The sequence below is a fragment of the Porphyrobacter sp. YT40 genome, assembly GCF_006542605.1.
Classification (GTDB): domain Bacteria; phylum Pseudomonadota; class Alphaproteobacteria; order Sphingomonadales; family Sphingomonadaceae; genus Erythrobacter.
Map to the genome: position 1 here is coordinate 469504 of NZ_CP041222.1, position 19664 is coordinate 489167.

Annotated in this window: 25 protein-coding genes; 13 read left to right on the top strand and 12 right to left on the bottom strand. The window is 65.9% G+C overall.

All coding sequences use genetic code 11. From position 1 onward, the window contains the following. Nucleotides 1–97 precede the first annotated feature (97 nt). The 10 genes from E2E27_RS02140 (at nucleotide 98) to E2E27_RS02185 (ending at nucleotide 9178) form a co-directional block, all read left to right on the top strand. Nucleotides 98–1108, top strand: coding sequence for an NADP-dependent oxidoreductase (locus E2E27_RS02140; RefSeq protein WP_141457475.1), 1011 nt, complete (start codon nucleotides 98–100; stop codon nucleotides 1106–1108). A gap of 13 nt (nucleotides 1109–1121) precedes the next feature. Next, nucleotides 1122–1499 (top strand): nuclear transport factor 2 family protein, encoded by a 378-nt coding sequence (locus E2E27_RS02145; protein WP_141457476.1) that lies wholly within the window; start codon nucleotides 1122–1124, stop codon nucleotides 1497–1499. Between the two features lie 98 nt (nucleotides 1500–1597). After that, on the top strand, nucleotides 1598–2839 hold the full coding sequence (locus E2E27_RS02150; protein ID WP_141457477.1) for a cytochrome P450: 1242 nt from the start codon (nucleotides 1598–1600) through the stop codon (nucleotides 2837–2839). A gap of 4 nt (nucleotides 2840–2843) precedes the next feature. Beyond that, the gene (locus tag E2E27_RS02155; protein ID WP_141457478.1) at nucleotides 2844–3926 is read left to right on the top strand and encodes an acyl-CoA dehydrogenase family protein; all 1083 of its coding nucleotides are present in this window, start codon (nucleotides 2844–2846) and stop codon (nucleotides 3924–3926) included. A 13-nt stretch (nucleotides 3927–3939) separates the two neighbouring features. Further along, a complete protein-coding gene (locus E2E27_RS02160) occupies nucleotides 3940–4365 on the top strand; it encodes a Zn-ribbon domain-containing OB-fold protein (RefSeq protein WP_141457479.1) in 426 nt (141 codons plus the stop codon). Next, nucleotides 4362–5519 carry a thiolase family protein gene (locus E2E27_RS02165; RefSeq protein WP_141457480.1) on the top strand — a complete coding sequence of 386 codons (1158 nt, stop codon included), beginning with the start codon at nucleotides 4362–4364 and terminating at the stop codon, nucleotides 5517–5519. The genes E2E27_RS02160 and E2E27_RS02165 overlap by 4 nt, the downstream gene beginning before the upstream one ends. Continuing rightward, nucleotides 5516–6283: an SDR family NAD(P)-dependent oxidoreductase gene (locus E2E27_RS02170; protein ID WP_234036148.1), complete on the top strand. Its 768-nt coding sequence runs from the start codon at nucleotides 5516–5518 to the stop codon at nucleotides 6281–6283. The genes E2E27_RS02165 and E2E27_RS02170 overlap by 4 nt, the downstream gene beginning before the upstream one ends. A gap of 1 nt (nucleotide 6284) precedes the next feature. Next, the gene (locus E2E27_RS02175) at nucleotides 6285–7040 is read left to right on the top strand and encodes a ThuA domain-containing protein (protein WP_141457481.1); all 756 of its coding nucleotides are present in this window, start codon (nucleotides 6285–6287) and stop codon (nucleotides 7038–7040) included. A gap of 15 nt (nucleotides 7041–7055) precedes the next feature. After that, nucleotides 7056–8264, top strand: coding sequence for an acyl-CoA dehydrogenase family protein (locus tag E2E27_RS02180; protein ID WP_141457482.1), 1209 nt, complete (start codon nucleotides 7056–7058; stop codon nucleotides 8262–8264). 11 nt (nucleotides 8265–8275) lie between these two features. Continuing rightward, nucleotides 8276–9178 (top strand): SDR family oxidoreductase, encoded by a 903-nt coding sequence (locus tag E2E27_RS02185; protein WP_141457483.1) that lies wholly within the window; start codon nucleotides 8276–8278, stop codon nucleotides 9176–9178. Here E2E27_RS02185 and kynU read toward each other — a convergent pair. The 6 genes from kynU to dksA all read right to left on the bottom strand — a co-directional run bounded on the left by kynU (nucleotide 9175) and on the right by dksA (nucleotide 14464). Further along, complete coding sequence (gene kynU / locus E2E27_RS02190) at nucleotides 9175–10398, bottom strand: kynureninase (RefSeq protein ID WP_141457484.1); 1224 nt, start codon at nucleotides 10396–10398, stop codon at nucleotides 9175–9177. The genes E2E27_RS02185 and kynU overlap by 4 nt on opposite strands. Further along, nucleotides 10395–11186: a tryptophan 2,3-dioxygenase gene (locus tag E2E27_RS02195; RefSeq protein ID WP_141457485.1), complete on the bottom strand. Its 792-nt coding sequence runs from the start codon at nucleotides 11184–11186 to the stop codon at nucleotides 10395–10397. Before E2E27_RS02195 ends, kynU begins: the two co-directional genes overlap by 4 nt. Before the next feature lie 35 nt (nucleotides 11187–11221). Then, nucleotides 11222–11644: a DUF4112 domain-containing protein gene (locus E2E27_RS02200; RefSeq protein ID WP_141457486.1), complete on the bottom strand. Its 423-nt coding sequence runs from the start codon at nucleotides 11642–11644 to the stop codon at nucleotides 11222–11224. A gap of 6 nt (nucleotides 11645–11650) precedes the next feature. Beyond that, nucleotides 11651–13117, bottom strand: coding sequence for an ABC transporter substrate-binding protein (locus E2E27_RS02205; RefSeq protein WP_141457487.1), 1467 nt, complete (start codon nucleotides 13115–13117; stop codon nucleotides 11651–11653). Nucleotides 13118–13177: 60 nt separating this feature from the next. Then, nucleotides 13178–13555 (bottom strand): PilZ domain-containing protein, encoded by a 378-nt coding sequence (locus tag E2E27_RS02210; RefSeq protein WP_141457488.1) that lies wholly within the window; start codon nucleotides 13553–13555, stop codon nucleotides 13178–13180. A 450-nt stretch (nucleotides 13556–14005) separates the two neighbouring features. Beyond that, nucleotides 14006–14464, bottom strand: coding sequence for an RNA polymerase-binding protein DksA (dksA, locus tag E2E27_RS02215; protein ID WP_086606657.1), 459 nt, complete (start codon nucleotides 14462–14464; stop codon nucleotides 14006–14008). A 274-nt stretch (nucleotides 14465–14738) separates the two neighbouring features. Between dksA and E2E27_RS02220 the strand changes: the two genes are divergently transcribed. Then, nucleotides 14739–15059 (top strand): SEL1-like repeat protein, encoded by a 321-nt coding sequence (locus tag E2E27_RS02220; protein ID WP_141457489.1) that lies wholly within the window; start codon nucleotides 14739–14741, stop codon nucleotides 15057–15059. A 6-nt stretch (nucleotides 15060–15065) separates the two neighbouring features. Here E2E27_RS02220 and E2E27_RS02225 read toward each other — a convergent pair whose 3' ends face one another. Genes E2E27_RS02225 through E2E27_RS02245 form a run of 5 tightly spaced genes read right to left on the bottom strand, consistent with a single transcriptional unit; the run spans nucleotide 15066 to nucleotide 18223 of the window. Continuing rightward, nucleotides 15066–16205, bottom strand: coding sequence for a GNAT family N-acetyltransferase (locus E2E27_RS02225; protein ID WP_234036149.1), 1140 nt, complete (start codon nucleotides 16203–16205; stop codon nucleotides 15066–15068). Continuing rightward, a complete protein-coding gene (locus E2E27_RS02230) occupies nucleotides 16202–16942 on the bottom strand; it encodes a glycerophosphodiester phosphodiesterase family protein (RefSeq protein ID WP_181443525.1) in 741 nt (246 codons plus the stop codon). The genes E2E27_RS02225 and E2E27_RS02230 overlap by 4 nt, the downstream gene beginning before the upstream one ends. Continuing rightward, on the bottom strand, nucleotides 16939–17394 hold the full coding sequence (locus tag E2E27_RS02235) for a RidA family protein (protein ID WP_141457491.1): 456 nt from the start codon (nucleotides 17392–17394) through the stop codon (nucleotides 16939–16941). The genes E2E27_RS02230 and E2E27_RS02235 overlap by 4 nt, the downstream gene beginning before the upstream one ends. A gap of 2 nt (nucleotides 17395–17396) precedes the next feature. Beyond that, a complete protein-coding gene (locus tag E2E27_RS02240; RefSeq protein WP_141457492.1) occupies nucleotides 17397–18017 on the bottom strand; it encodes an HAD family hydrolase in 621 nt (206 codons plus the stop codon). Then, the gene (locus E2E27_RS02245) at nucleotides 18014–18223 is read right to left on the bottom strand and encodes a DUF3572 family protein (protein WP_234036150.1); all 210 of its coding nucleotides are present in this window, start codon (nucleotides 18221–18223) and stop codon (nucleotides 18014–18016) included. Before E2E27_RS02245 ends, E2E27_RS02240 begins: the two co-directional genes overlap by 4 nt. Nucleotides 18224–18344: 121 nt before the next feature. Between E2E27_RS02245 and E2E27_RS02250 the strand changes: the two genes are divergently transcribed. Beyond that, complete coding sequence (locus E2E27_RS02250; RefSeq protein WP_141457494.1) at nucleotides 18345–18707, top strand: response regulator; 363 nt, start codon at nucleotides 18345–18347, stop codon at nucleotides 18705–18707. Nucleotides 18708–18722: 15 nt separating this feature from the next. On the opposite strand, the gene E2E27_RS02255 is transcribed toward E2E27_RS02250, so the two are convergent. Next, nucleotides 18723–19283, bottom strand: a complete 561-nt coding sequence (locus E2E27_RS02255; RefSeq protein WP_181443526.1) for a Pycsar system effector family protein — start codon at nucleotides 19281–19283, stop codon at nucleotides 18723–18725. Between the two features lie 137 nt (nucleotides 19284–19420). Between E2E27_RS02255 and E2E27_RS02260 the strand changes: the two genes are divergently transcribed. Further along, the gene (locus E2E27_RS02260) at nucleotides 19421–19663 is read left to right on the top strand and encodes an acyl carrier protein (RefSeq protein WP_141457495.1); all 243 of its coding nucleotides are present in this window, start codon (nucleotides 19421–19423) and stop codon (nucleotides 19661–19663) included. The last annotated feature ends 1 nt before the right edge of the window (nucleotide 19664 follow it).

Genomic DNA, 19664 nt, shown 5'->3' on the forward strand with positions numbered 1-19664 from the left:
CCGTTCGGGCTGAGCCTGTCGAAGCCCCGTTCTTTCTTACGACAAAAAGTGCGGCCCTTCGACAAGCTCAGGGCGAACGGGAATGGAGATTATCCGAATGCCCACAAACCGCCGCTTCCTGCTCCAGCGCCGCCCTGACGGAACCCCGGTTCGCGACGATTTCGAACTCGTCTCCGAGGCCACCCCCGCGCTGGAAGAGGGCCAGTTCCTGATCCGCAACCATTACGCCTCGCTCGATCCGGCGATGCGCGGCTGGATGGATGCGGAAGGCAACTACATGCCGCCGATCCCGCTCGGCGTTCCGGTGCGGGCGAGCACCATCGGCGTGGTCGAGGAAAGCCATGCGGAAGGGTTCGCGCCGGGGCAATGGGTGATGGGGCTCAACGCGCTGGAGGATTATTCCATCGGCGTTGCGGGCGGCTTCACACAGCCGATCGAACCCTCGCTGGTGCCGAGCGTCACCAACTACCTTTCGATCTTCGGCGCGGTCGGGATGACGGCCTATTTCGGCTTTCTGGAGGTGTGCGAGCCCAAGGCGGGCGAGACCGTGCTAATCAGCGGCGCGGCGGGCGCGGTTGGCAGTCTGGTCGGCCAGCTCGCCAAGATCCACGGCTGCCGCGCGGTCGGGATCGCGGGCGGCCCGGCCAAGTGCGCGCGGCTGATCGAAAAATACGGCTTCGATGCCGCCATCGACTATCGCGGCAAGGATGAGGCCGCGCTGACCAAGGCGATTGCCGAGGCCTGCCCCGACGGCGTCGACGTGATCTTCGAGAATGTCGGCGGCATTATCCTCGATGCGGGGCTGATGAACCTCAACCTCCATTCGCGCGTCGGCCTGTGCGGGCTCATCAGCGAATACAACACCGCGCCGCGCGGCATCCGCAACCTGTGGCAGCTGATCGTCAAGCGCGCGCAGATCCGCGGGTTGCTGGTCGCCGACTACGTCCCCCGTTTCGCCGAGGGGGCGCAGCAAATGGGCGTGTGGGCCGCGCAAGGGCGCCTCACCATCGACGAGCACATCGACGAGGGGCTGGAGAACGCCTTCGACAGCTTCATGCGGCTGTTCGCGGGGACGAACGACGGCAAGATGATCCTCAAGATCGCCTGACAGGAGAAGCCTCATGACGCCCCGGGAAACCGTCGAGGCCTTCATCGGCCATTGGAACGCCTGCGATATCGAGGGTCTGCTCGCGCTGTGCGCCGAGGACATCATCTATCACAACATCCCGATGGAGCCGGTTCACGGCACCACCGCGATGCGCGCGATGATCACCGGCTTCCTCGCCGATCTCGAAGGATGCGACTGGCAGACCCACGCCATCGCCGCCAATGGCAACACAGTTCTGACCGAGCGCACCGACGGCTTCACCTTTAAGGATGGGCGCCGCGCCGCGATCCGCGTGATGGGCACTTTCGAACTGAACGCTGAAGGCCAGATCGCCGCGTGGCGCGACTATTTCGACATGGCCGAATTCCAACGCGAATTCGCGCCGGCATGATGTGCGCCCGGCAACCCTAACACAAACGCGCATCGCATCCGGGGGGCGGTCATGGCTAGGCTTGTGCCATACTTCCAAGGGGTCTGGAGCCGCCTGACATGAACAAGCCCGAAGGCAACGTTTTCGCGCCCGAAACGCTGGTCGATCCATTCGACTATTACCGCGCCATCCACGAGGCCGGGATCGCGATCGAGCACCTCGAGGGCATGAACACCTGGGTCGTCTATTCCTACGAGCTGTGCAGTGAGGCGGCGGCCAAACCGGAGGTCTTCTCGAACGATTTCACCGCGCTGATGGGGCGAGAGGCGGACGCGGAGATTCAGGCCATTCTCGCGGAAGGCTGGCCCGACCTGCCGACCCTGCTCACCGCCGACCATCCGGTGCACACGCGCAATCGCAAGCTGGTGAACCTCGCCTTCTCGGCCCCGCGCGTGAACGCGATCGAAGCCGACATGCGGCAGAAATCCATCGCTCTCATCGAAGCCTTCGCCGACCGGGGGCATTGTGAATTCGTCGAGGAATTCGGCGTGCCGCTCCCCGTCGCGATGATCGCCGGGCAGATCGGTCTGGAGGACGATCCCAAGCGCGTGAAGCGCTGGTCGGACGCGGCGGTCGACCGCTTCAGCCAGATGGTCGACCACGAGCGCAAGCTCGAATGCGCGCGCAGTCTCGTCGAGTTCCAGCACTATATCAAGGGGTTGATCGACGACCGCAAGGCGAATGGCGGCAATGACCTGCTTACCGATCTGGTCGAAGCCCGGATCGAGGGCGAGACGCCGCTCGAAGATGCGGAGATCATGTCGCTGATGCAGCAGTTCATGGTGGCGGGGAATGAAACCACCACCTCGACGCTCGCCGGGGGCCTTCTCCAGCTGATCCGCAACCCCGACCAGATGGCGAAGGCCAAGGCGGCGGCGGGCGGGCGCGATCCCAAGGTGATCATGAACCTCGTCGAGGAAGCGCTGCGCTACGAAACCCCGACCGCGGGGATGTGGCGGATCGTCAAGCAGGACACCGAGCTCGGCGGCATGGCGATCCCGGCGGGCGCTGTGATGCAGCTGCGCTATGCGGCGGCCAACCGCGATCCAGCAAAATTCCCCGATCCCGACCGCTTCGACATCGAGCGCGCCAATGCCCGCACGCACCTCAGCTTCGGCAAGGGCCCGCATATGTGCGTGGGCAACATGCTGAGCCGCAAGGAAATGCTGGTCGCCTTCGACGAGCTTTTGGAGCGGCTCGATAACTTCGCGGTGGCGGACGAGAACGCGATCCGCATTCTCCCCAACATCCTGCTGCGCGGGGTCACGCACCTGCCGATCACTTTCACCCGGAAAGCCTGAACGCATGAATTTCGACCTGTCCGAAGAGCAGGAAATGTTCGTGAGCTCGGTCGAGCGCTTCGCCGCGCCGGTCGATGTCGAGTGGCGGCGGCGGCTGCGCCTCTCGCCTACCGGCTATGACCGCACGCGCTGGCAGGAACTCGCGGGAATGGGCCTGATCGCGCTGGCAGCCGGTGAAGAGGCGGGCGGCATGGGTGGCTCGGCGGTCGATCTGGCACTGGTGTGCGAAGCGATTGGCAAGGCCAATGCGCCCGATCCGCTGCTCGAACACGGCATCCTGCCTGCGCTGCTGCTAGAGCGTGGGGGTGCAGGCGATGTGCTGGAGAGCGTTCTTTCGGGTGAGGCCGTCGCCACCCTCGCGTGGACGGAAAGAGGCCAGCGCTACAGCCTCACGGCCAAGGGCATGAAGGCCGAGGCTGCCGGAGACGGCTTCGCCCTCACCGGCGAGAAGACGATGGTGATGGGCGCATTGCTCGCCGACCTGTTCATCGTCACCGCCGATCTGGGCGGGGAGACCGCGTGCTTCCTCGTGCCCAAGGACGCGCCGGGGCTGGAAGTGCGCGCCTATCGCCTCGCCGACGGGAGCATTGCGGGAGAGATCAAGCTGACCCGCACGCCTGCGAGCGCAAGGTTGTCGCTGGATATGGCGGCGATTGACAGCATCGTTGCCGACGTGCGGCTCTATGCGGCGGCGGAGATGGTCGGGCTCGGCCAGAGGTTGCTCGACGATACGCTCCGGTATGTGAAGGAGCGCGAGCAGTTTGGCGTTGCCATCGGTTCCTTTCAGGCGCTTCAGCACCGGCTGGTCGATTGCTACGCCAAGGAAGAACAAGCCCGTTCAATGCTTTACCGTGCAGCATTGACCGACCGCAGCGATGCCGCAAAGTGGCGGCGCGCTGCCGCCGGGGCCAAGGCCTATATCGGCGCAAACGTCGACGCCATCGCGCGCGAGGCGGTGCAGATGCACGGCGGCATGGGGATTACCGACGAACTTGCCATCGGCCACGCGTTGAAGCGCGTGCTGGTGCTCGCCCGCATGTTCGGCGATGTCGATACCGTGCTTGCCGAATATGCTTTGGCAGCCTGAGGGGGGACTGACGATGGGCGAAAAGATCGATCCCGACCTGTGGAGCGATGGCGCCGAGCCGCACCTGATGGGCGGGCGCCTGCCTTCGGGGCAGATCGTCTTCCCGATGCCGGTGGGCGACGCGGCCGAGGGTGTGGAGCCCTACAAGCTCTCGCGCCGGGGCAAGCTGTGGTCGTGGACGAGTCAAGGCTTCCTGCCCAAGGAGCCCTATGAAGGCCCCGGCTCCGGCCCCGGTGAAGGCCCGCCCGATTTTCAGCCGTTCCTCTTGGGCTATGTCGAACTGCCCGGCGAGGTGATCGTCGAGAGCCGCATCGTCGATGCGCGGCTGGAAGACCTCCATCTCGGCATGGAGCTCGAATTCTGCATCGTGCCGTTCAACGCGCGCTTCGACACCTACGCCTTCCGTCCGGTCGCCCAAGCAGAAAGTCAGGCCGCATGAGCGAGAACGTCTATATCATCGGTGCGGGGATCCACCCCTTCGGCCGCACCGACAGCCGTTCGGGCCGTGAGCAAGGCGTCTATGCCGTGCGCGAAGCGCTCGCCGACGCAGGGCTCGAATGGCCCGATATTGAGTGCGCCTATGGCGGCAGCGCGGCGGCGGGCAATGCCGACATCATGGTCAACGAGCTCGGGCTGACCTCGCTCCCCTTCACCAACGTGGCCAATGGCTGCGCCACCGGCGGCAGCGCGCTCGCCGCCTCGCAGCAGGCGATCGCCAGCGGCATGTACGACCTCGCGCTCGCGGTCGGCTTCGACAAGCACCCGCGCGGCGCGTTCAACGCCAAGCCGTCCGACTATGGCCTGCCCGAATGGTACGGCCAGACCGGCATGATGCTGACCACGCAGTTCTTCGCGCTGAAGATCCAGCGCTACATGCAGCTGCACGGCATCAGCCGCACCACCTTGGGCCGCGTGGCCGAAAAGGCCTTTCGCAACGGCACTATCACGCCGCACGCATGGCGGCGCAGCCCGGTCGATCTCGACACGATCATGAACGCGCCGATGATCAACGATCCGCTGACCAAATACATGTTCTGCTCGCCCGCCGAGGGTGCGGTGGCGCTGATCCTCGCTTCGGAAAAGAAGATGAGGGAACTGGGCGCGGACGGAGTGAAAATCCGCAGCGTTGCGGTGAAGACGCGCCCGCCCAACTCCTTCGAGGTGTTCCAGGCCGGTATCAGCATCGAGGAAGGCGGCAAGCCCACCGTGCTCGCGTCGCAGGCCGCCTTCGAGAAGGCCGGGATCGGGCCGGAGGACATATCGGTCGCGCAATTGCAGGACACCGAAAGCGGCGCGGAAATCATGCACATGGCCGAAAACGGCTTCTGCAAGGATGGCGAGCAGGAAGAATGGCTCGCCAATGGCTGGAGCGAGATCGGCGGCAAGCTGCCGGTCAACACCGATGGCGGTTGCCTTGCCTGCGGGGAGCCGATTGGCGCTTCGGGCCTGAGGCAGGTCTACGAGAACGTCACCCAACTGCGCGGCCGCGCAGGCGAGCGGCAGGTGCCGGGCAAGCCCCGGTTCGGCTATTCCCACGTCTACGGCGCTCCGGGCCTTTCCGGGGTCGCGATTCTGGAGCGCGAAAAGGCATGAAGATGCAGGGCAAGGTCGCGCTGGTTTCAGGCGGCGCGGAGGGGATCGGGGCTGCGGTCGCGCGGTTGATCGTGGCCGAGGGCGGCAGCGTGATGCTCGGCGATGTGCAGCTCGAAAAAGCGCAGGCTCTCGCCGATGAACTGGGCGAGCGCGCCGCTGCCTGCCAGCTCGACGTGCGTGATCTGCACCAGTGGGAAGCCGCCGTCTCGGCCACCCGCGGCAGGTTCGGCAAGCTCACCGTGCTGTGCAACATCGCCGGCATCTCCGAGCCGGGTAACGTGCCGCACGGCTCGCTCGACGTGTGGGAGCGCACCATCGACATCAACCTGCACGGCCCGTTCTACGGGATGCGCGCGGCGATCCCGGCGATGGAGGCCAGCGGGGAGCCCTGCGCGATCGTCAACATCGGCTCGATGATCGCGATGCGTCCGGCGGCCTTCGTCGCGGCCTATTCGGCCTCGAAGGCGGGCCTGCGCGGCCTCACACAATCGGTCGCGCTCGATCTCGCCGAACGCGGATTGCCGATCCGCGCCAACATGGTCCACCCCGGCGCGATCCGCACGCCGATGTACAACCGCTACAAGTTCTCCGGCGCCGACACGCCAGAGAACATCGAGACGAACTTCGCCGCCACCCACCCGATGAACCGCATCGGCGAGCCCGAGGAGGTCGCCCGCGCGGTCGTGTTCCTCGCCAGCGACGAGGCGAGTTTCACCACCGGCTGCGACTTTACCGTCGATGGCGGCGGCAGCATCAGGAGCTGACATGGCAGAACAACCCGCCACCCGCATCGACGCGCATTTCATCGCCGCGGGCAAGTATCACGATATCGACTACCCCCGGCTCGAGATCCTCAAGCTGCTGGCCGAACATCCGCATATCCGCACCACGGTCGCCTGCGACTATTCGGGGCTGGAGCGGCTCGACCAGTGCCGCTTCCTCATCACCTATACCTGCGATCTGATGCCGACCGAAGAACAGGCGAAGCAATTGCGCGCCTGGCTCGACAAGGGCGGCAAGTGGATGGCGCTCCACGGCACCAACTCGATCCTCGTCTTCACGGCGGAAGGCCTCGTCGATGCGCCGGACGAACGGCCCGACGTGTTCGACATGCTCGGCACCCAGTTCAAGGCCCACCCGCCGATCGACAAGTTCCCGGTCGAGGTGGTGAACAAGGATCACGAGCTGACGAAAGGCATCGAAGACTTCGAAGTGGTGGACGAGCTCTACCTCTCCAAGACCACCGCGCCGATCAACACGCTGATGCAGACCACCTTCGAAGGCGAGGCGACCGGATTCACCTGCAGCCAATGGCCCAAGACCACCGTACCTATCGTTTATACGAGGGATATCGGCGCGGGGCGGATCGTATACAACGCGCTGGGGCATTGCCGGGGGCACTATGATCTTCCCGGCATGGCCGATTTTTACCCGCACAAGGAAATGTGCGCCTGGAATTACGACGTCTATTATGACCTGCTGCGGCGCACGATCCGCTGGGCCATGAGAGACGGGGACTGATTGGGATCGCTGCAGATGGACATGGATTTCTCAGCCGAGGACATCGCCTTCCGTGAGGAAGTGCGCGCGTTTCTCAAGGACAACCTGCCCGAACGGCTGCGCGATGGCGCGCGCCGCACGCCGGGGGTTTTCGTCGAACCCGATATCGGCATGGAATGGCACCGGATCCTCTACCGGCAGGGCTGGGTTGCACCGCACTGGCCCAAGGAAGACGGTGGCACCGGCTGGACGCCGACGCAGAAGTTCATCTTCGAAAAGGAATGCGCGCTCGCCGGCGCGCCTGCGCTCGCGATCCTCGGCCTGCGCCTTGTCGGCCCCGTCATCTGCGAATTCGGCACGCCCGAGCAGAAGGCGCGCTTCCTGCCGCGCATTCTTTCGGGCGAGGATTACTGGTGCCAGGGCTATTCCGAACCGGGCAGCGGATCGGACCTTGCGAGCCTCAAGACTTCGGCGCGGCTCGAGGGTGACGAGTATGTCATCAACGGCTCCAAGATCTGGACCACCCACGCCCACCACGCCGACTGGATCTTCGCGCTGGTCCGCACCGATGCGACCGTGAAGAAGCAGGCCGGGATCAGCTTCCTGCTGGTGCCGATGGACCAGCCGGGCGTGGAAGTGACCCCGATCCATTCGATGTCGGGCGATCACGAGGTCAACGCGGTGTTCTTCACCGATGCCCGCACACCAGTCGAAAACCGCATCGGCGAAGAGGGGCAGGGCTGGAGCATCGCCAAGTTCCTGCTCGAGAACGAGCGCGGCGGATCGTGCTACGCCCCGCGCCTGCTGCAATCGATCGGACGGCTCGAAACCCTCGCGCAGACCCAGCCTTCGGGCGTCAACGGCGCGATCGCGCACGACCCGCGCTTCCGCGACCGGCTTGCCCGCGTGCGGCTCGAGGCCGAAGCGCTGGAAGTGACCGAACTGCGCATCCTCGCCGAACTGGCCAAGGGCCGCGCGCCGGGGCCGCAGACCTCGCTGGTCAAGCTGCTCGGATCGAACATCGGCCAGAAGGTCGATGTGCTGCGGCTCGAACTGCTCGGCCCGGACGCGCTCCAATTGCCGCTGGAACGCCCGCTCTACGGCAACGAGGCGCCCGAGCCGGTGGGCAGCGAATATGCGCAGACCGCGATGGGCCGCTACCTCAACAACCGCGCCGCGACGATCTTCGGCGGATCGGACGAAGTGCAGAAGAACATCATCGCCAAGACCGTGCTCGGTCTCTGAAAGGACGACCCATGGACGTATCGAAGCTGATGTTCCGCGATGGCCTGATGGCGGGCGAGCGGATTCTCGTGACCGGCGGCGGCACCGGCCTCGGGCGCGAGATGGCGGAGGCGTTCCTCAAGCTTGGGGCGACGGTCTATATCTGCGGGCGGCGGCAGGTGAAGCTCGATGAAACCGCCGCCGAATTGACTGCGCTGCATGGGGGCAAGATCGTCGGCATGGCCTGCGACATCCGCGATCCGGACGCGATCCATGCGATGGTCGACGCGATCTGGGCCGATGGCGGGGCGCTGACGGGCGTGGTCAACAACGCCGCAGGCAACTTCATCAGCCGCACCGAGGACCTGTCCGTCAACGGCTTCAACGCCATCGCCGACATTGTGATGCGCGGCACCTTCTACGTCACGCTCGATATCGGCAAGCGGCTGATTGCGGAGAAGAAGCGCGCCAGCTTCCTCTCGATCCTCACCACCTGGGTATGGTCGGGCAGCGCCTTCGTGGTGCCGAGTGCCATGAGCAAGACCGCGATCAACGCCATGACCCAGAGCCTCGCGACCGAATGGGGCCGCTATGGCCTGAGGTTCAACGCCATCGCGCCGGGGCTCTTCCCGACCAAGGGGATGAACGCGCGGCTCAATCCGGGCAGCAGCGGCGACAACAAGAAGAACGAACTCAATCCGATGGGCCGCGCGGGCGAGATGCACGAACTCGCCAATCTCGCGGTGTTCCTGATGGGGCCGGGCGCGGAATATGTGAACGGCCAGACCATCGCGATCGACGGCGCAGGCTATCAGGCCAACGGCGGGACGTTCTACCCGATGCTCCACGCATTGGGTGATGCCGAGTGGGAGCAGATGCGCGCGATGATCAAGGGCACCAACGAAAAGGACAAGGCCGAAAGAAGTGTCGGCTAGGTCACTGCGGCCCGCTGGTTGAACTCGGGCCGCTGCCACTCGCCACTTGCCAGCACCTCGGCGAGATGGCGGGCGGCGCCGGCCATGTCGGCGAAACTCAGATAGGCGGGCGCGAAGCCCAGTCGCAGCACGTCGGGCGCGCGGAAATCGCCGATCACACCGCGTGCGATCAGCGCCTGACAGATGGCGTAGGCGTTCTCGTGACGGAAGGAGAGCTGGCTTCCGCGCTCGGCAGCGCGCGGCGGGCTGACCAGTTCCAGCGCCACATCATGCGCCATCAGGCTTTCGAGGAAGAACTCGGAAAGCGCCTGTGACTTGGCGTAAAGCCGCGCGACGCCGATCTCGGCGATCAGATCGACCCCCACCTCCAACGCCGCCAGCCCCAGCACCGGCGGGGTGCCGCATTGCAGCCGCTCGATCCCCGGCGCGCCCGCGTAGTCGTCGGAAAAGGCGAAGGGCGCCGCGTGGCCGAACCAGCCGGTCAGGGGTTGCTGCAACTCCGCCTGATGGCGCTCGGCCACGAAGGCGAAGGCAGGCGCACCCGGCCCGCCGCACAGGTATTTGTAGCCGCAGCCGACCGCGAAATCCGCGCCCACCGCGTTCAGATCGACCGGCAGCGCCCCGGTCGAGTGCGACAAATCCCACAGCACCAGCGCGCCTGCCTCATGCGCCGCGTGGGTGAGCGTCGCCATGTCATGCAGCGCGCCAGTCTTGTAGTGGGCGTGCGTGAGCATCAGCAGCGCAACATCGCTATCCAGCGCCTGCGCCAGCTCGCCGCGCTCCGCCAGCCGCCGCTCGGCGAGGCCCTGCGCTTCGAGGCCTGCGATCATGTAGAGATCGGTCGGGAAGTTGCCGGGCTCGGACAGCACCACCTTCCTGCCGGGCCGCATCCGAAGCGCAGCGCCGATCAGCTTGAACAGGTTCACCGAGGTCGAATCGCAGGCGATCACTTCGTCCGGCGCGGCCCCGATCAGCGGCGCGATCTTGCCGCCTATGCGGGTCGCCATGTTGAACCATCCCGCGCTGTTCCATGACCGGATCAGCCCCTCGCCCCACTCGCTCTCCACCACTCGTGCGAGCGCCGCCGGGGTCGCTTTGGGCAGCGCCCCCAGCGAATTGCCGTCGAGGTAGATGACACCCTCGGGCAGCGTGAGCCGCTCGCGAAAGCCCGCCAGCGGATCGGCAGCGTCGAACTCGGCGGCGCGGGCTTCGGGGGTCATATCGCGGTCCTGACGCTGAGCAGTTCGGGGAAGAAGGCCTGTTTCAGCACGCCCTCAAGGTAAGGAACGCCCGGCGTGCCCCCCGTGCCGCGTTTGAAGCCGATGATGCGCTCGACCGTCTTGAGATGCCCGAAGCGCCAGCGCTGGAAGTGGTATTCCAGATCGACCAGCTTCTCGGCCAGTTCATACAGATCCCAGTGCGCCTGCGGATCGCGGTAGATCGCCGCCCATGCCGCCTCGACGCTGGCGTTGTGAGCCCACGGCGCGGCCGGATCGCGCGTCAGCACCGCCGCGTCGATGGCAAAACCGCGCCGCGCGAGCAGGTGGATCGCCGCATCGTACAGGCTCGCGCGCGCCGCCTCGGCCTCCAGCCGCCCGGCCCAGTCGGCGTTCGATTTGTGCAGCCGCACGTGCTTGCCGTCGCGCCCGCCGAGCATGAATTCCATCATCCGGTACTGCGCCGACTGGAACCCGGAGGACGCGCCCAGATGCGAGCGGATCGCCGAGTAATCGTGCGGGGTCATTGTCGAGAGCACATCCCAGCTCTGGATCAGCTGCTGCTGCGCCCGCGCCACCCGCGCCAGCATCTTGAACGCCGGGCGCAGATCATCGGCCTCGATACATTGGCGCGCGGCAGTCAGCTCATGCAGGCAGAGCTTGAGCCACAGCTCGCTCGCCTGGTGGACGATGATGAACAGCAGCTCGTCATGCGCCTCCGAAGCCGGATGCTGCGCTTCGAGAATACGGCCCAGATCGAGGTAGCTCGCATAGGTGACATCGGCGCTCATGCCCCTGCCCTAGCCTGCGTGCGGCGCGAAGGAAACTAGCCCTCGATCACGCGGGTCTGGGGATGGTGCTTGTCGATGTGCTTGAGCAGGATCTTGAGGTTCTTCGTGTTCGAGCGGAACAGCAAATCGGCTGCGTCGCCCACCACGGGGATCGCGCCGATCGCGGTGTCGAACAGAACGTTGGCGCCCATCCGGGCGAGCTTCCATTTGGGCAGGCCGAGATTGCGCGCTTCCCAGACGATATAGGCACCCATGGCGGTGGTCACGATGTCACCCAGCACCGGCACGAGGCCGACGAGCGCATCGAGACCGACCGGCATGTTGACGCCGGGGATGGTGAAGCTGCGCTCCAGCATCCGCTCCAATGCGACCACGCGGGCGCGCACCGAAGCCGGATCATTGCCGGTCGGCAGGGTGAAGGTCATGGGTTCGGGGCGGGGCGGCATGGTCTGTTCCATACCACCTTATGTGGTGGGCTGCGAGAGCGCGAACAAGGGGTGCAGCGCCCAGCCGTTGGGCTGGTAGTTGCGGATCGTCCCGCGCACCATCGACCAGCGCACGGGGACGCCCAGCGGAATATAAGCCTCGCGTTCGACCAAGGCGGCATGGGCTTCGATCAGCAACTGCTCGCGCACGGCGGCATCGGGCTCGGTGAGCGATTGGCGCACGAGGGCATCGGCCTCCGGCGCACAGAGCCCGGCCCCGAGGCTGCAATGGAACTGGTTGAGATACCAGCGCGGCGAGGCATAGCGCGCCAGCGTGTCGCGCAGCTCCAGATCAGCCGGGGCCCCGGGAGCGACGCGCTTGACCGAAACCCCGATCTCACCCCACGCCCGCGCCAGCCCCCGCAGCAGCACATCGCTGCCCGGCCCGCGCGGCAAGGCAATACGCACCACCGCCTCGCGCTCCGGCCCGGTGGCCCAGGCGCGCACCCGCGCGGCAGCGATCCGGCGGCGGTCTTCGAGCGAGGCCCCGTCCCAGCGATCGGCCGGAAAGGGCGGCGCGGAAAAATTGCCCGGCGGCACCACCCAGCTGCTCTCGCGCCAGCCGCTCAGCCCGAAATTGCGGATCAGCGCACCCCGGTCGATCGCCATCGACAGCGCCTCGCGCCGGGCGGGATCGGCCATGAAGCCCTCTTCGCTCTTCACCGTCAGCCCGAGCAGCCCGATGGTCGGATCGACCTGGATCGTCCCGCGCGACAGCGGGCCGACTTCGGCGAGCGGAAAGTCGATCAGCGTGCCGCCCAGCACCAGATCGACCTCCCCGCGCGAAAAGGCCGCCACCGCGTCGCGCGCCGACAGCGCCCGAACTGCGACCGGGCGCGCGACCTCTTCCCAATCCTCGCGCGCGGGCAGGCCGCGGGTTTCGGGTGGCAACGCAGTGAGGCGCGCCACACCGGTCTCCGCGTTGCGCGACATCGCCATCGGCCCCGCTCCGCTGCCAGCCTTGGTGAAGCCCATTTCGGGCTGAGCCAGCAGGCGCAGGAAATCGGGCATCGGCGCGGTCAGTCGCACCTCGACCACCCGCCCCGTCATCGCCCGGATGTCGCGGACCTTGCCCAGATCGAGCCCGAGCGAAGTGCCCTTCACCCGCGCGAGCGCATCGCGCAGCTGCTGGCGGACATCGGCGGCGGTGATTTCGTCGCCATCGGGCCAGGTGCTGTCGCGCAGGCGGAAAATATAGCTCAGCCCGTCGTCGGTGACGATCCAGCGCTCGGCCATGGCAGGCACGACCTGTCCTGCCTGATCGAGCGCGACCAGACCCTCCTGCGTGGCGGCGTGGAGATGCTGGGCGGCGGGGGACAGGCGGACACCCTGCTGGAACAGGCTTTCCGGCGCGCCGATCACCGCCACCTCGACCGCGCCACTGCCACCCGACGGGCTGCAAGCGCAGGTGGCAAGGGCAGCAAGCAGGGGCAGCCAGAATCGCATTGCGCCTGCCTAGCAGGTTGCAACGCGCTGGTCAGCTTGTCGAAAAAATGTGTGTTGCGATCAGATCTTGCGGAGCTGAGCGGGATGCGGCGGCGGCGGCGCACGATGCGCCCACGAGGCCTTCACCACCGCAGCGGCCGGATCGTCAGCCGTCTGCAACGGACGGCGCGCCTTTTGGGAATCGATTTCGTCGTCGAAGGCAATGCCGAAGCGGTCGTCCTGCACCCAGGCCACCGTGCCGCCGACCTTGCCGATGTTGCGCAGTTGGATCGTGACCCGGTTCCCGCGCTGCACGCGCATCGTGCCTTCGCCCATCATGCCGCCATCCGAAAGGTTGCGCACGCGCACGCGGTGTACGTCGCTGCCCTGCTCGACCCAGATGTCAGCCAGCAGAAACAGGCTGTCGCGCGCGACACTGCGGGTTTCAACCCCTGTCATCTCCGGTTCGCCTCCTCAGCAATTGATCATCAAGCGGGACGTCGATCTGCGCATCGCATGACCGCCCGCGATATGCCACAGGTCGTGCGCCCAACGCGGTTAACAGGCGGTAAAGTTCGGCCTCGTAGCGGCCGCGCGTTGCAGCAGCGTCCCAGCGCGGCACAACCTTGCGGCAGTCCGTTTAGCCTTAGAGCGGTTTCCGGCCATTCTTACCCGCCGTGATCGCGCTCTGAAGTCCGCTGGACAGGAATGGCGCGCGGCAGGGGCTTGGTTGCCCCTGCAAGCGGAATGACGAAGCCAGCGGACTTCAGAGCGCGACCGGGGCGGGCCGAATAGGCCGCAGGGCCACGTTGCTTGCCGTTCACGATGCGCTGCATCGCTTACTCCGCGCGCCTAGCCCTGCGGCCTATTCGGCTCCGTCACGGTGGGTAAGAATGGCCGGAAACCGCTCTAATCGTCGCGCGAGACCTTTTCGCGGCGTTCGTGGGCTTCCTGCGCTTCGACAGTCATGGTCGCAACGGGGCGCGCGATCAGACGCCTGAGGCCGATCGGATCGCCGGTCACCTCGCAATAGCCATACTCGCCCGAATCGATCCGCCGCAGCGCCGCGTCGATCTTGGAGACGAGCTTGCGCTGGCGATCGCGGGTGCGCAGTTCGATGCCCCAGTCGGTCTCGCTCGAAGCGCGGTCGGTGAGATCGGCCTCGCGGATCGGACCATCGGCGAGCGATTGCAGCGTCTGCCCGGCGGCCGAGTGGATCGAGCGCTTCCATTCCAGCAGCAGCATCCGGAAATAGGCCTGCTGGCGCTCGTTCATGTACTCCTCGTCATCGCTCGGCACATAGTCCGGCGCGAGCAGGCGCTTCGCCTTTTCGAGAATGTCGATTTCGTCAGACGCGGCAGTAGGCATCAAGCTTTCTCGTCCCATGAGTTGCCGGGAAGTCCATCGCGTCCTGACGCCCTGAATATTTTCATGGGCTCACCTGGATCCGGCAAGCTGAAGCAATGCGCGCCCTATAGGGAAGCCCCCCAAGCCACACAAGCGGCTTTGGGGAAAGGCAGGTGCAAAAGCCCTCCGACAAGAAAGTCTGCGCAGCGTTAACTAATTTTTGACCATAAGCGCCGCACTTCTGGGGCCACGGAAGGTCGCCGGGGGGCGATCTGGTGAGAGACGGGGACCAGACATGAACATCATCACGATCAGCGCCAAGACCGCGCAGACCGCTTCGCCCGACAGTCCGCTGGCGGCCTGGCTGGCCGCAGCGAGCGAAGGCAACGCCGGGGCCTGCTTCGACCTCGGGGTGGCCTTTTCCACCGGCAGCAACGGCGCGCAATGCGACCTGATCGAAGCGCACAAGTGGTTCAACCTTGCCGCCGCACGCGGGCACGAGGAAGCCTCCTTCTGCCGCGCCGACATCTCCGACGAAATGACCGCGCGCGAAATCGCCGAAGCCCAGCGCCGCGCGCGCCAATGGCTCGCGGAAGGACGCCTGCGCGCTGCGTAAACCCCGTTAGCTGTCTTTCCTGAACGGGGTGCGGCTGTCGAGGTAGAGCTGGTCGCTCGCCACGCCGGCGCGTTCGCGTTCCAGGAAATCGGCGACCGCCGCGCGAAAGCCCGGATCGGCGATCCAGTGCGCGGACAAGGTCTGCACCGGTTCGTAACCGCGCGCGAGCTTGTGACCGCCCTGCGCCCCCGCCTCGACCCGCGAAAGACCGCGCGCGATGGCGATGTCGATCGCCTGATAGTAGCACAGCTCGAAATGCAGGAACCGCACCTCGCGGGTGCAGCCCCAATAGCGTCCGTAGAGCGCCTCCTTGCCAACGAAATTGAGCGCGCCCGCAATCGGTTCGTCCCCGTCATAGGCGAGGATCAGCACGATCCGGTCGCCCATCCGCTCGCCCAGCAGGCTGAAGGCCTCGCGCGTCAGGTAAGGGCTCCCCCATTTGCGCGCGCCGGTGTCCTGATAGAAGAGCCAGAACGCATCCCAGTGCTCCTCACGGATATCGCTGCCGGTGAGATGGCGGATGGCGAGGCCTTCGGTGGCGGCGGCACGTTCCTTGCGCAGATCCTTGCGCTTGCGCGATGACAGCGCGGCGAGGAAGTCGTCGAAGCTGGCGTAATCGCGGTTGAGCCAGTGGAACTGGATATCGGCGCGCGGCAGCCAGCCTGCCTCCTCGAACATTGGCATTTGTTCGGGCGCGATGAAGGTCGCATGGGCGCTCGACATATTGTTCTGTAGGCACACCGCCTCCGCGCCCTTGAGCAGATGCGGAGCGAGACTTGGATCGGACAGCAGCAGGCGCGGGCCGGTGGCCGGGGTGAAGGGTGCGGCGATTTGAAGCTTGGGGTAATAGCGCCCGCCCGCGCGGTGCCAGGCATCGGCCCAGCTGTGATCGAAGACATATTCGCCTTGGCTGTGGCCCTTGGCATAGGAGGGCATGGCGGCAAGCAGCTTGCCCGCCTCATCGGTAATCACGATCGGCGCAGGCTCCCACCCGGTGCCGGGGCCGACGCTGCCCGAATCCTCCATCGCGGTCAGGAATTCGTGGCTGACGAAGGGATTGTCATTTCCGCCAAGCGCGTTCCATTCCGCGCGGTCGAAGCTGCCAACCGAGGGGGCGATGCGCACGGTAAGTTCAGCGTCGCTCACGCCAGCCCCGCTCCTTCCGCGATCAGCGCATCGGCCAGCGCGAGGCCCGTCGCGCGCGTTTCGGGCGAGCGCACCGTCCATGTCAGCAGCGGCCTGCCGCCTGCGCGCCATGCCGCCGCCTCGGCCCGGTGAAGGTCGCGCACGTCGATGGCGAGGAAGTCTGGCTGCGCGGCGGCGAGCGCTTGCGCCTTGCGCCACTCGCCCTTGAAACCGTTTTCGAGCGTGTCGGTCCCGACCAGCCCGCGCGCAATCTGCGGTGCATGGCCCGCGAACCATTCCGGTACGCGAGGATCGAAGCTCATAACCGCAACATCACCCTGATAGTCGGCAATCCCTGCCGCCACTGCGCGGCACGCGGCTTCGACAGCATAGAAGGGCATCGACTTCACCTCGATCAGCACCGGCACCGCACCCGCGACCGCCGCCAGCAGATCGGCCAGCCGGGGCGGGCGCTGGTCGGTGCGGAGCAGGCGCAGCGCCAGCACGGCTTCGGCGGTGTGCCGCGCGACCAGTCCTTCCGCTCCGGTCAGGCGCGGCAGATCCCAATCGTGGAACACCAGCGGCTCGCCATCGCCGCTCATCTGGATATCGCATTCGATGCCCATGCCGCGGGCTATTGCGCCCCTGGCCGCTGCCAGCGAATTCTCCGGCACAAGCCCATCGGCTCCGGGCCCGTGCAGGCCGCGGTGGGCGTATTCCCACTGCGTCAGCCAGCCGGGCGCGGGCCTTGCGCTCATGCCTTCAGCGCGACGATCGCATCGACTTCGACCGCAGCATTGAGCGGCAACGCCGCCACGCCCACCGCCGCGCGGGCGTGCTGGCCTGCGCCGCCGAACACCTGCTCCATCAGATCGGACGCGCCATTGGCGACCTTGGGGTGATCGAAGAAATCGGGGGTCGAGGAAACGAAGGCCCCCAGCTTCACCACCCGCGCCACCTGATCGAGCAGCCCTGCGGCCTCGAGCTGGGCGAGGATCATCAGCCCGCACGCGCGCGCGGCGGCCTGCCCTTCTTCAAGGCTGACATCCTTGCCGAGCGTTCCGGTGATGATCTTGCCATCGGCAAAGGCGATCTGGCCCGAGACATAGGCCATGCCGCCGCTCACCACGACGGGCACGTAGCTGGCGACCGGCGCGGCGGGCTTGGGCAGGGTGATGCCGAGTTCGGCGAGGCGGGCGGTATAACTCATTTTCAGTTCTCCAGTCGTTCAAGCAGCCAGGGCAGCGCCTCGTCCCAGCGGTCGATCCGCGAATGGGCGTGGCCGGCCTTGTGGGCGCAATCAATGGCATGGGCGATCATCGGCTCGCCGCACAGGTGCAGGCGAGTGACGTGCGGGGTCATCTCGGCCACGCTGGCATGGTGCTGCGCGAGATCATCGATGAACAGCGCCTTCGAGGGGGCATATTCGTCGATAATCGCCTTCAGCGCCGGGCCCTTGGGGCCCTGATTGGTGAAGACCCGCGCGTTGATCCCGACCTTGGCAAGCTGCTCGGCCCGCGCGTCGCGGTGGTGATCGGTGAGGTTTGTCAGGATTACCACATCGGCCTTTTCGGCGAGGGTGTTGATGCCTTCCACCGCTCCGGCGATCGGCAGCTGGCTGTCCATCTCGCTGTCGAAGAACAACCGCAGCATCCGCCAGATATCGGGCGGGGCGAGCAATTCGCCATTCTCCTGCCAGCGCAGTGCCTCGGCGAAATTGTGGCCTTCCAGGTGGAAGCTGACGCCTTGCGATGCCTCCAGCCAGTCCTTGAAGGGCGCGACCATGTGCAGCAGCACTTCGTCGCAATCGGAGATGATCAGGGGGCGGTTCATGCTTGCAAAGCGTCCTTGGCGGCAACCAGTTCCTCGGGCGTGACAGCAAGCGCCTCGGCCGCGCGGATCAGATCGGGTTCGTGATTGGCGAGAAATTCGAGCGGCGCGGCGAGGATCAGCGGATCGCCCAGCCCGGCGCGCAGCGAATCGGGATCGAGCCCGGTCAGTTCCAGAAACCGCGCCGCCCTGTCCTCGCAGTCCAGCACCCAGCCGAGCGCCGCCAGCGCCAGCGTCTGCGGGTTGATGGGCTCGGTTGAGGGGTGATGCGGGATTGTCCTGTCCTTCCGGTCGGTCTAATCAGTCGGTGGGTGGCAAACGGGGCGTGCAGTGACAAAGCGGATCATGGTTGTCGAGGATAATGACCTCAACCGGAAATTGTTCTGCGATGTGCTGCGCGCGAACGGGTTCGATGTCGAGCCGGTGGCGGATGGCAATCTGGTGCTCGACACGGCGCGCGCGGCGATGCCCGATCTCATCATCATGGATATCCAATTAGGCGGTGTCTCGGGAGTCGATCTGATCGAGGCGGCCAAGCGCGACCGCAGGCTGGCGGGCATTCCCGTACTGGCCGTCACTGCCTTTGCGGCCAAGGGCGATGAAGAGCGCATCCGCGCGGCGGGGGCCGAGGGCTATCTGTCGAAGCCCGTGTCGATCGGGCCCTTCATGTCGGCGGTCAACGCGCTGGTGTGACAAGGTGCGGCGGGCTCAACCCGCGCGCATCGCATATTCGACTCCGGCGACGAGGGCTGTCAGGATCAGCCCCGCCATGAAGCTCCTGTAAGCATAGCCGAGATAACGGTACTTCTTGCGGTGGAGCACCTGCCCGTTCTGGTAGATGTCGTGCAGCATCAGCCGGAACACGGTCTCGTCGTCGCGCAGTTCGGTGAGGATGCTGTCGGTCCACTCGCCTTCATCCATCTCGGCGAAGTGTCCGAAGAACAGCGGATTGCGCGCTGAATCGGTCAGTCGCGCCGATCCCCGCCCGCTCACCGACGGCAGCACCGCGAATACCGCGCACATCGCCGACACGAAGGCAAACAGCGCCATCACGCCGAGCGCCAATGGCAGGCCCCCCTTGCTCGCCTGACCCACCGCGACGGTGAAGACGAGAAAGTTCGCCCCCATCAGGATCGAAGCCTTGGTATCGGCCATCTGGCTCAGCGCCAGATTGATCTGCTGCGTGGTGCGCACCATGTGGATCGCCTGGGTCGAATAGGCCGGTGGCGCCTCCGCCGTCGGGTCATGCTGGGTTGGAGTTGGTGCCATAATTCCCCCCGGACAGGCATTGCTGCGCCCTTGGGGCACGGCCAAAACTTGACAAGCTGCATCATCCGCCGCTTTGCAAGCGTAATATCGGGCCAAGCCCTGCACGACAACCGACGCAAACGAAAGCACCCCGCGCCATGACCCCTGCCGACGTCGACGCTTCGATCCGCACTCTGGTCGAACCCTTCAACAAGAAGGGCATCGCCATCGAGGACTCCACCACCTTTGCCGGCGATCTCGAATTCGACAGTCTGACGGTGATGGATTTCGTCGCCGCGATCGAGGACGAATTCGACATCATCATCTCGATGAACCAGCAGGCAGAGATCGAAAACTGGGGTCAGCTCGTCGCGGCCGTCCACAAGCTGCAGGAAAGCTGAT

Bases quoted from the DNA above. Each gene is read 5' to 3' on its own strand.
- E2E27_RS02140 (WP_141457475.1), top strand. From the start codon at position 98: ATGCCCACAAACCGCCGCTTCCTGCTCCAGCGCCGCCCTGACGGAACC.
- E2E27_RS02145 (WP_141457476.1), top strand. From the start codon at position 1,122: ATGACGCCCCGGGAAACCGTCGAGGCCTTCATCGGCCATTGGAACGCC.
- E2E27_RS02150 (WP_141457477.1), top strand. From the start codon at position 1,598: ATGAACAAGCCCGAAGGCAACGTTTTCGCGCCCGAAACGCTGGTCGAT.
- E2E27_RS02155 (WP_141457478.1), top strand. From the start codon at position 2,844: ATGAATTTCGACCTGTCCGAAGAGCAGGAAATGTTCGTGAGCTCGGTC.
- E2E27_RS02160 (WP_141457479.1), top strand. From the start codon at position 3,940: ATGGGCGAAAAGATCGATCCCGACCTGTGGAGCGATGGCGCCGAGCCG.
- E2E27_RS02165 (WP_141457480.1), top strand. From the start codon at position 4,362: ATGAGCGAGAACGTCTATATCATCGGTGCGGGGATCCACCCCTTCGGC.
- E2E27_RS02170 (WP_234036148.1), top strand. From the start codon at position 5,516: ATGAAGATGCAGGGCAAGGTCGCGCTGGTTTCAGGCGGCGCGGAGGGG.
- E2E27_RS02175 (WP_141457481.1), top strand. From the start codon at position 6,285: ATGGCAGAACAACCCGCCACCCGCATCGACGCGCATTTCATCGCCGCG.
- E2E27_RS02180 (WP_141457482.1), top strand. From the start codon at position 7,056: ATGGACATGGATTTCTCAGCCGAGGACATCGCCTTCCGTGAGGAAGTG.
- E2E27_RS02185 (WP_141457483.1), top strand. From the start codon at position 8,276: ATGGACGTATCGAAGCTGATGTTCCGCGATGGCCTGATGGCGGGCGAG.
- kynU (WP_141457484.1), bottom strand. From the start codon at position 10,398: ATGACCCCCGAAGCCCGCGCCGCCGAGTTCGACGCTGCCGATCCGCTG.
- E2E27_RS02195 (WP_141457485.1), bottom strand. From the start codon at position 11,186: ATGAGCGCCGATGTCACCTATGCGAGCTACCTCGATCTGGGCCGTATT.
- E2E27_RS02200 (WP_141457486.1), bottom strand. From the start codon at position 11,644: ATGGAACAGACCATGCCGCCCCGCCCCGAACCCATGACCTTCACCCTG.
- E2E27_RS02205 (WP_141457487.1), bottom strand. From the start codon at position 13,117: ATGCGATTCTGGCTGCCCCTGCTTGCTGCCCTTGCCACCTGCGCTTGC.
- E2E27_RS02210 (WP_141457488.1), bottom strand. From the start codon at position 13,555: ATGACAGGGGTTGAAACCCGCAGTGTCGCGCGCGACAGCCTGTTTCTG.
- dksA (WP_086606657.1), bottom strand. From the start codon at position 14,464: ATGCCTACTGCCGCGTCTGACGAAATCGACATTCTCGAAAAGGCGAAG.
- E2E27_RS02220 (WP_141457489.1), top strand. From the start codon at position 14,739: ATGAACATCATCACGATCAGCGCCAAGACCGCGCAGACCGCTTCGCCC.
- E2E27_RS02230 (WP_181443525.1), bottom strand. From the start codon at position 16,942: ATGAGCGCAAGGCCCGCGCCCGGCTGGCTGACGCAGTGGGAATACGCC.
- E2E27_RS02235 (WP_141457491.1), bottom strand. From the start codon at position 17,394: ATGAGTTATACCGCCCGCCTCGCCGAACTCGGCATCACCCTGCCCAAG.
- E2E27_RS02240 (WP_141457492.1), bottom strand. From the start codon at position 18,017: ATGAACCGCCCCCTGATCATCTCCGATTGCGACGAAGTGCTGCTGCAC.
- E2E27_RS02255 (WP_181443526.1), bottom strand. From the start codon at position 19,283: ATGGCACCAACTCCAACCCAGCATGACCCGACGGCGGAGGCGCCACCG.
- E2E27_RS02260 (WP_141457495.1), top strand. From the start codon at position 19,421: ATGACCCCTGCCGACGTCGACGCTTCGATCCGCACTCTGGTCGAACCC.